The organism is Rossellomorea sp. SC111 (assembly GCF_024733565.1).
In the GTDB taxonomy this organism is placed as follows: domain Bacteria; phylum Bacillota; class Bacilli; order Bacillales; family Bacillaceae_B; genus Rossellomorea.
The window spans coordinates 328,375-337,183 of the sequence record NZ_JANIOC010000001.1 but is presented as its reverse complement, the minus strand read 5'-3'; the positions used below and the strand labels follow the sequence as shown (position 1 = coordinate 337,183).

The 8,809-nt window shown below is 42.5% G+C and carries 12 protein-coding genes, 1 tRNA gene and 2 riboswitches; of the genes, 9 read left to right on the top strand and 4 right to left on the bottom strand.

Annotation, left to right across the window (positions count from 1 at the left end; genetic code table 11):
* Positions 1-202: 202 nt before the first annotated feature.
* Together NQ095_RS01820 and NQ095_RS01815 are read right to left on the bottom strand one after the other, a co-directional pair.
* Positions 203-274 (bottom strand) — tRNA-Gln (locus NQ095_RS01820).
* Between the two features lie 70 nt (positions 275-344).
* Positions 345-983 (bottom strand): cupin domain-containing protein, encoded by a 639-nt coding sequence (locus NQ095_RS01815; protein WP_258261797.1) that lies wholly within the window; start codon positions 981-983, stop codon positions 345-347.
* 128 nt (positions 984-1,111) lie between these two features.
* On the opposite strand from NQ095_RS01815, the gene comGA reads away from it, so the two are divergent.
* From comGA to NQ095_RS01770, 9 genes are all read left to right on the top strand, one after another.
* On the top strand, positions 1,112-2,230 hold the full coding sequence (comGA, locus tag NQ095_RS01810) for a competence type IV pilus ATPase ComGA (protein ID WP_258261796.1): 1,119 nt from the start codon (positions 1,112-1,114) through the stop codon (positions 2,228-2,230).
* Complete coding sequence (gene comGB / locus NQ095_RS01805; RefSeq protein WP_258261795.1) at positions 2,214-3,236, top strand: competence type IV pilus assembly protein ComGB; 1,023 nt, start codon at positions 2,214-2,216, stop codon at positions 3,234-3,236. Before comGA ends, comGB begins: the two co-directional genes overlap by 17 nt.
* Positions 3,237-3,264: 28 nt before the next feature.
* Complete coding sequence (comGC, locus tag NQ095_RS01800) at positions 3,265-3,573, top strand: competence type IV pilus major pilin ComGC (RefSeq protein WP_258261794.1); 309 nt, start codon at positions 3,265-3,267, stop codon at positions 3,571-3,573.
* Complete coding sequence (comGD, locus tag NQ095_RS01795; protein WP_309137598.1) at positions 3,566-4,012, top strand: competence type IV pilus minor pilin ComGD; 447 nt, start codon at positions 3,566-3,568, stop codon at positions 4,010-4,012. Before comGC ends, comGD begins: the two co-directional genes overlap by 8 nt.
* Positions 3,996-4,322 carry a type II secretion system GspH family protein gene (locus NQ095_RS01790; RefSeq protein ID WP_258261793.1) on the top strand — a complete coding sequence of 109 codons (327 nt, stop codon included), beginning with the start codon at positions 3,996-3,998 and terminating at the stop codon, positions 4,320-4,322. Before comGD ends, NQ095_RS01790 begins: the two co-directional genes overlap by 17 nt.
* Positions 4,222-4,752 (top strand): competence type IV pilus minor pilin ComGF, encoded by a 531-nt coding sequence (gene comGF / locus NQ095_RS01785; RefSeq protein WP_309137595.1) that lies wholly within the window; start codon positions 4,222-4,224, stop codon positions 4,750-4,752. The genes NQ095_RS01790 and comGF overlap by 101 nt, the downstream gene beginning before the upstream one ends.
* 109 nt (positions 4,753-4,861) lie before the next feature.
* The gene (locus tag NQ095_RS01780; protein WP_258261792.1) at positions 4,862-5,101 is read left to right on the top strand and encodes a hypothetical protein; all 240 of its coding nucleotides are present in this window, start codon (positions 4,862-4,864) and stop codon (positions 5,099-5,101) included.
* Between the two features lie 3 nt (positions 5,102-5,104).
* A complete protein-coding gene (locus NQ095_RS01775) occupies positions 5,105-5,605 on the top strand; it encodes a shikimate kinase (protein WP_258261791.1) in 501 nt (166 codons plus the stop codon).
* 57 nt (positions 5,606-5,662) lie between these two features.
* Positions 5,663-5,842 carry a YqzE family protein gene (locus NQ095_RS01770; RefSeq protein ID WP_258261790.1) on the top strand — a complete coding sequence of 60 codons (180 nt, stop codon included), beginning with the start codon at positions 5,663-5,665 and terminating at the stop codon, positions 5,840-5,842.
* A gap of 81 nt (positions 5,843-5,923) precedes the next feature.
* On the opposite strand, the gene NQ095_RS01765 is transcribed toward NQ095_RS01770, so the two are convergent.
* Both NQ095_RS01765 and NQ095_RS01760 read right to left on the bottom strand, forming a co-directional pair.
* Entirely contained in the window at positions 5,924-6,715 is a 792-nt protein-coding gene (locus tag NQ095_RS01765) for a YqhG family protein (RefSeq protein WP_258261789.1), read from the bottom strand.
* Positions 6,684-8,384 carry a DEAD/DEAH box helicase gene (locus NQ095_RS01760; protein ID WP_258261788.1) on the bottom strand — a complete coding sequence of 567 codons (1,701 nt, stop codon included), beginning with the start codon at positions 8,382-8,384 and terminating at the stop codon, positions 6,684-6,686. Before NQ095_RS01760 ends, NQ095_RS01765 begins: the two co-directional genes overlap by 32 nt.
* Before the next feature lie 174 nt (positions 8,385-8,558).
* Positions 8,559-8,650, top strand: a riboswitch (glycine riboswitch).
* A 3-nt stretch (positions 8,651-8,653) separates the two neighbouring features.
* Positions 8,654-8,734, top strand: a riboswitch (glycine riboswitch).
* The last annotated feature ends 75 nt before the right edge of the window (positions 8,735-8,809 follow it).

The window sequence follows — 8,809 nt, the reverse complement described above, 5'->3', positions numbered from 1 at the left end:
CAAAAAGGCAAAGAGCGCCTTTCCGGTCGATTCATCTTATGCTTGTCGGGCCTGACCAACCCGGCTCCGCTTTTCGATTTGTCCAGCTCCGGCGGCTAGTCCCTCGAGGTCACAACTGAAAAATCCCATAAGGCAAAGTACGCCTTTTGGGATTTTCCAGTTGAGCTTGTCGGGCCTGAGCAAGCCGCCTCCGCTTTTCTTACTGGGCTAGCTGGATTCGAACCAACGCATGTCGCAGTCAAAGTGCGATGCCTTACCGCTTGGCTATAGCCCATTGAATCGTCTTTACAAAATATAGTATGGATGTATTTTGATGATCTATTCATGTATTTGTTAAAAAGTCTTTAAAATGTTTTCGGAATGCATTGTCTGTAGTGGTAAGGGTTTGGCTGGTACTGATAATAGTACGGGGGATAACTGAACTGTGTTTCGCGTGGTGGTGAGTATCTTTCCCGTTCCAGGCAACTGGGACCGATGTACGTGCCCGGCTTTACTTTCTCTGTCGTTTTGATCCATGCATTTTCATTCATGCAATAATTTTTGGCCATGACGCTTGAAGGAGTGAGTTTTAAAATATCGGAGCCAAGGACAACTTCAGGAACGGGAGAATTAAATATAGCCAATAGGTGGGTATTATCCTTCGTGGCTTCTTCATAATGCCACCAACCTTGAGGTACATTCGCCACTTGTCCCGGCGAAATCCGGTAACTTAGTATTTCTTTCGTGAATGGATTGAGTATGGAAACGATAGCTGCACCGGAAATGCAATAAACCAGTTCTGCAGCATTCTGGTGGTAATGGGGTTCTACAAAGTTATGTTTACTTAAATAGATATCAAGAAGAGAAGTATCGTCCAATGTATTGAGCTGATTTACTCCTAAAATATTGATCAGGTTTTGATGATCTTTTTTGAATAAGGGACTTTTATTCACATCATAAGAGAATTGTGCTTCCGGAGAAGAATAATCCATATATTTCGTCATGGAATCGTCACCACTTTCGTCGGGCTGTTATTCTTATTTAATATATGGGTGGGCGGTTGATGTGTGAGTTGAAGGAAAGAGAATGATAACTAAAAAATCTTTCAAAAAAAGAAGGATTTTGCAGATTAATGTCGTATATATACTTTAAGAAAACAGAAAGGTGGTGCCAATCCATATTTCACTCAGTCGAATCATTATCGGAAGTGATGATCGGAGAAGCGTACAGTAATGATGCAACAGATGTCCATTTGATTCCCAGAACGAAAGATTACTTGATTCAATTCAGAAAGCTCGGGGTACTGGTTCCGTTTCAGACCATAGACCCGGATCAGGCAGACCGCTTGATTGCCCATCTGAAATTCATGGCCTCCATGGATATAGGGGAAAAGCGTAAACCCCAAAGCGGCTCCTTCAGCCTTACCGTAAGAAACACACCCCTATCTCTCAGAATTTCCACACTGCCAACCACCCATTTGAAAGAAAGTCTCGTCATTCGGATACTCCCACAAAAATACCAGATTCCCATTGAAAAAATGTCACTATACCCTTCGTCCGCAAAAAAACTTCTTGCACTTCTTATGCATTCCCACGGCCTTATCCTGTTTACAGGGCCGACAGGAAGTGGTAAAACGACCACTTTGTATTCCCTCGTGCACCATTGTTCCGTCGCCATGAACCGGAATGTGATCACCCTTGAGGATCCCGTGGAGAAACAACATGATGAAATGGTGCAGATCCAGGTGAATGAAAAAGCAGGGATTACGTATTCAACTGGATTAAAAGCTATCCTCCGACACGACCCGGATATCATCATGGTGGGGGAAATCAGGGACCGTGAGACGGCGGAGATTGCGATTCGTGCGTCTTTAACAGGTCATTTGGTCATCTCCACCTTGCATACAAGGGATGCAAGAGGGGCGGTATACCGTTTGATGGAGTTGGGGATCGAGTGGCATGATATTGAGCAGACACTGCTCGCAGTATCTGCCCAGAGGTTATTAAAGCTTCTCTGTCCGATCTGCAAAGCGGAATGTGGCGGTCAATGCCTCAGAGGGAAAAACCGCAACAGGGCATCTGTCTATGAAATCATTACCGGAAGTGCTTTGAAGGACGTACTGAAGGAGGCGAAGGGTGAGAGGGTAGAGCATCAATACCGCACATTGCAGGCTCTGATTTGTAAGGGGGTGGCACTCGGATTTGTTTCAGAACATGAATATAGGAAATGGGTTCATGAAGAAAAGCGATGATCAAGGTAAATTCCTGAAAAGGCTTGGGGATCTCCTTCAAAAAGGCTACTCCTTTACAGAAGCCATCGACTTTCTCTTGCTTCCCAAAGAAAAGAAAATCATCAAATTAAAAAAGAGATTGATCGGCTCCCTCCAAAAAGGAGAGTCCATCTCCTCTGTCATGAATAAACAACTTAACATCCCCGCTCATGTCAGCGCACAGATTTTTTTCGCCGAGCATCATGGCCAAATGGGACGCACCTTGTCTGAGGCAGGAAGCTATCTCATAAAAAGAAGAAAAAATCAGGAGCAATTGCAAAAGGTCTTTCAATACCCGCTCATGTTAATTTTCATGTCCATCATCATGATGGTCTTACTTCGAAAGGTATTATTTCCAAGATTTCAGTCCCTTTATTCCTCAATGGGCTATGAACCTTCAGCCAAGCTTACGTATCTTTTACACTTCATTGAGAACTTCCCCATAATTTTCTGTGCAGGTTTATTGTTTCTCCTGCTGCTTACAATCGTCTTTTTCCTGTTTAGAAAGAGATTTTCCCCTGTAAAACTCTCGACTGTCTTATGTCGTATACCATTTATCTCTCCTTACATGAAGCTTGGTCATTCCCACTTTTTTTCAAGGGAATTAAGCTTCCTGCTTTCAAGCGGAGTATCCATCACGGAATCCCTCCTCATCATCGAAAGACAATCATTCCGTCCGACCTTACAATACATTTCCAGTCATTGCATCAAACAACTCAAAGCCGGGAGTCCATTCCATGAGTGTTTTTCAACTATGCCTTTTTTTCAAGAAGAGCTGTCATTCGTTGTCCAGCATGGGCAGTCGAACGGAAGATTGGCAGAAGAACTTCGTATTTACAGTGATATCTGCTTTCAGGAATTAGAGGAGAAAACCCATACCTGGCTCAAGTATATCCAGCCTGCAATCTTTACTTTTGTCGGTCTATTCATCATGGCGATCTATTTCTCCATCATGATGCCTCTCTTTCAGATGATGCAGGGAATCTAAAAAAGAAATTCATCCAAGGAGGAAAAATATGCTCAAAAATGAAAAAGGATTTACATTAATTGAAATGATGATCGTTTTGCTGGTCATCTCCGTTTTGCTTTTTATCACGATCCCGAATGTCACAAACCAGAGTAACTCCATCAATTCAAAGGGGTGTGAAGCGTTCGTTCATATGGTGGAAGGGCAGATTGAAGCATATAAAATGGATGGGAATACAGAACCAGTAACCATTGATGCCCTCGTCACCGATGGTTATCTGAACGATGAATATAAAGCTTGTCCTGACGGAAGGGCCATCTCCATCGATACCGAGGGGAAGGTGGTGACTACTGATTGATGGCATAAAAGCTGAAGGGGGATATACCCTCGTTGAAATGCTCATCGTCTTATTGATCTTTACCATATTATTATCGTGGATTGGTTTCTCCATCGTTCCTTTGAAAGAGCATACTGAAAAGGAACTGTTCATTTCCCAGCTCGAATCAGACCTCTACCAGATCCAAAGTTACAGTATCAATAATCAAACACCACTCTTCCTCACTTTTTACCCATTTACAAATAAATATGTTGCTAAAACGGACGCAAGACAAACGATTGTTTCGAGAGAGCTTCCTGAGGGCGTAAAGATAAATTCCACAAACAGCCTTGAAGAAATCACCTTTTATCCTGATGGAAATACAAATCGATTTGGCAGGGTGAATTTTAAAATGGGAGATGCCGCCATGTATCTGATGTTCCAAATTGGTCAAGGGAGATTTTATGTACAGGAATACTAAAGGATTCTCACTGCCGGAAACACTGGTAGCATTTAGTTGTGTCCTTATGATTTGCGGCTTGTTCTTTCCGTTCCTCATTCATTATGCGTCACGGCTTCAACAGCTCCAGCGTGAAGTAGAAGCATTGAAATTTCTCCGGGAAGGTGTGGAGGAGGCAATCGTTACCCATGAGTTTATCAACCATTCAAGAACCTATAAGGGGGTCAGGTATGAGCTCGTTTGGAATAGTGGAGGGCTTGGAGAAGCATGTGTGCAATATGACAAAAAGGCAGGGGACTTCCAAGAAGTTTGTGTCGAGGCGGATGGATGAGAAGGGATTCACGTTGATTGAAGCTCTGTTAAGCTTTAGTTTGTTTTGTATCATTTCCCTCAGTATTCCCCTGATGATGAAAGGTTTTTCGACGATCAAGCATGATTTGGTCCCTCCCCGTTATTATGAATGGAATTTATTTCATGAAAGTGTAAGAAGTGAATTAAGGAAGGCAAATGATGTAAAAGTATTGCCCAATCAGATCTCCTTCGTCATCGATGGGGAAACGATACTGTATGAAAAATATAGTCAGTCCATTAGAAGGAGGGTAAATAACCGGGGGCATGAAATCGTCCTTCAGTCAGTGGATCAGTTTACGTTTGACGTCATCCATCAGGGGGTGCATCTGGATCTGGAATTCGATAGTGGAGAAAAAGTGGAAGGAAAATTCTTTTACTTTGCAGCGGTTGAGGGGGAAACCTCTCCTTGACAATAGGGGATTTATTCTCCCGTATACGCTGCTTTTATTGATGATTGTCCTGGCTTTAGCACTTGCATCAAAAGATTTGTTTATAAGTAAGTATCAGTATCTCTCTAATATGAAGAGTATCCAAGAAAGAAATGTAAGTGTCTCCCACGCCATATTATTGGAAATCGAGAATGGCCCTGATCCTTCTGGGCATGTGAGAACCCAATTTGGGGAGGTCTTGACCACCAGTCAGCTATTAAACCCCCAAGAAGTACAATTGGAAGTGATATTTACACGGGATGATAAGGTTTTTCTTCCTGCGACGGTTGTGTATAATAGGGAAACAAAACAAATCATACGTTGGGAGTAGAATATGAAACCGATTTTCTTAATAGGCTTTATGGGAGTAGGGAAAACAACAATCGGAAAACGCCTTGGAGAGGTGCTGAATCTTCCGGTTATCGACATGGATCATTATATTGAAAATAAAGAAAAAAAGACGATCAAAGACATCTTTCATCAGCATGGTGAATCGTATTTCAGAGATCTCGAAACCAGGGTGCTCTTGGAATTAGAAAGTGAAGATGCCATTATCACGACTGGCGGGGGAGTGGTTGAAAGCAAGGTGAATCGGGATTTCCTGCGGCATAAAGGCTCTGTGTTTCATTTAACATGCTCTTTTGATGCACTTTGGGAAAGGCTTGAAGGGGATGAGGATCGGCCATTAGTACTAAATAATTCAAAAGACAAATTATTGGGCTTTTTCGAGCGTCGCTTCCCCCTGTATGAAAATGGTAGCTCTGTAACCATTCATACAGATCATAAATCAGTCGATGAAGTGGTTCGAGCGATATTGCCATACATCGAGAGTTAGGCTGTATACTTTCCAATCATAATGGGGATACTGATAAAAGCGGAAGGTGGTGCTTTTGTGTCAGTAAATGATTATGTTAAGTTCATAACACAAACATTTGTCCAGCATTATGAAAAATCACCCCATGAACGTAAGACATTAAAAAAGCAGAGAAAGAAGGAGCGGGAACCATTTCTCTTCAGGTGGTTCGGCATCATTCCATATGCCTTCATGATCATGTTCAAAAAAAACAAATAATGAATAAGGATTACCTTTATGGTAGTCCTTTTTTTTATGGATGAAGGGGAGGATAAAGAAAGTTTGCCTCCCCCTGATTCCTCACTTCGACTGCTGTAGATAAAAAATCCCGCCGTTTATGACCTCAATGGTGATTTTCGGTTCATACTGCTCCTTTAACGCCTGCTGTTCAAGAAAATAAGATTCAGGCTTTTCTTCCTGATCCCCATAGAAATGATTGAGAAGTTGAAGATCCTCCTCCCAGGTTTTCCTTGCTTGTTCCGCCCATTGGACGGGCTCCCTTTTGACTTCTTCATAAAGATAAGCCTGAATCCTGTTCACTCCGCTTTTCGGTTTGATGATTGGTGTCAAAGTGAATGAGAAGTCAGGAATCTTCGGCGTCAGATTTTTGGATATTAATGACGAGTGAAAGTCCTCTTCTATGACGCCGTTGATCAGGTTTAATCCGACGCTCTTGATACTGTCTTTCTTTCGATTGGATTGATAGGATATTTTAATATTCAGTCCCAGCCAAGGGTGCAGCGGGGTTTGCTGCCCGCTTGGTGTGTACCGGTTTTCATACAGTCGGATATACCCTGCCAAAGTTCGTGTCGAATGAAAGATCTGATGCAGCCGCGGTGAACCAAAGTGAATCGGTTCTCCTTTCATATCTTCCGGTGCCTGGTCAGGATTCGTAACGAGAGATAAAGTCATCGGATTTGGTGTACCACCGGTCTTTTCAAGATAATGCCAGTAGAATGGACGGTTCATAAGCTCTTTATCCAAGTCGATGGTAAGCTGTACAGTCATATATCCATTCCCGTTCGCCACCATGTCACATCCGTTTGCAACGAAGTACCTCTCAAGAAATCGATGAATTTCGTGTTGCTGCATTTGATTTCTCCTCCTTTAATTGTTCCGCGAATTGAATCATACTCGTCAAATTTTCCATTTTGATCTTCAGTTCCCCCTCAGTACGGGAGGAGGAGAGGATGTCAGTCACATGCTCTTCAAAATCCCTGAAATCCAGACGGGTCAGGATTTCGTCCAATTGACCGATCACCCGCTCAAAAAGATTGATCTTTTCATACAAAAGCTTCAGGATATGTTCTTCAACAGTGTTCTTAGTTGCAAAGTTATAGATATGAACATCTTCTGTCTGGCCGAGGCGGTGCACACGACCTATTCGTTGTTCAAGCCTCATAGGATTCCAGGGAAGGTCGAAATTGATCACGTGATGGCAGAATTGAAGGTTGATTCCTTCCCCGCCGGCTTCGGTGGCGATCAGCACTTGTGCATGTTTCTGGAATAATTCACGCATCCAGTCTTTTTTCCCCCGTTTAAATCCACCCCTGAATGGGACTGAACTGATTCCATGCTGTTTCAAAAACCATTGAAGATAGAGCTGTGTGGCCCGGTATTCGGTAAAAATGATCACTTTATCATTAATGGATTGTACGATTTCCAATGCTTTCTGAGCTTTGGAGTTCATCGTGACATTTTCTACTTTTTTCATCAGTGTCCCAATTATCTGTTGGAAGGCTGGTGTAGGGGAGTCCTTCTTTTCAAGCATATTCTTCAAGGTGTAAAAAACAGCCTCACGTGAGCTGCATGCTTCTCTTTGTAGAGTCAAAAGGGAGAAGGAGCTTGAATTGGCCCAGTCATCATATCTCCCCCTGAGCAAGTCGATACTGTTATACAAGTCCCTTTCGGCTTCATTGAAATCGATCAACACCGTCTTCACATGCCGCTTCGTCCATTCGATTCCTGTATCACCACGTCTGTTACGAATCATCACTTTGTTTATGAGGCTTTTTAGATGTTCATCCTCCTGAAGCGAACGATCCCCTTTTTTATATCTGTCTGTAAATCCTGACTCATTCCCCAGATGACCGGGTTTCAATAAGGATACAAGATGAAAGATTTCTTCTACACGATTTTGGATGGGGGTTGCAGTCAAAAGCAGGCAGAACTTTTTCTTTAGATTCTGCACAAACTCATAGTTTTTTGTTTTGTGATTTTTCAGTTTGTGAGCTTCATCTATGATTACCAAGTCATAATCCTGCTCATAGACTTTTTCCCGGTGAGGACTTCTTTTCGCTGTGTCCATGGAAGAAACCACGATGTCACATTGATCCCACACATAGCTCTTTCGCTGGGGCACAGCGGGTATGAAGAACTTACTGTTTAATTCATATGCCCATTGCGAAACGAGTGAAGCGGGAACAAGTATCAATACTTTTTTTACTAATCCCCTAATCATGTACTCTTTTAATATCAAGCCTGCCTCGATTGTCTTCCCGAGTCCGACTTCATCTGCAAGGATGGCTTTTCCATTCATCGTTTCCACAACCTGTTTCGCTGCTTCCAACTGATGAGGGAGCGGGGTGACATTTGCCAAATGTTTTGGAGCCTGCAGGCCTTCAAAGTTCGGAATTGCGAGATGGTGCTCGAATTCGATGGCGAGCTTATAAAGTTCCCAGTTCCCCCATGGTCCATCGTTTTCGATTAAATTTTCAAGACCTTCTCCCCACTCTTCATCAAATATAACTTCAACATTCATCTGAAAAACATCTCCTTAATTCTTATAAAAATGATTGCTCAAAACTCGTATTTAATGGTAGGATGAAAATAGATTTTCAATTGTTAGAAAAACTCGAAAATCCGAACATTCACATTTACAACATTTCTTCTGTATATTTCTAGTATGACCAATTGTTTCAAGGAATATTGGCGAATGATAACAAGGGGAGAGACTGTGCAGACAGCGCCGAAGGAGCAAGCACGTTAATGTGTGAATCTCTCAGGCAAAAAGACTCTTGTTGGACGCAACTCTGGAGAGTGTTTCCGACACCCGGAAACCACCAAAGGGGAAAGCCGTTCTTCGGTAAACTTTCAGGTGCAAGGACAGAGAAAACTTCTTTATGAAAAGGGGTTTTTCTGTCCTTTTTTCATGGGATAAAACTTGGTTAAGGATTATGCAAGCAA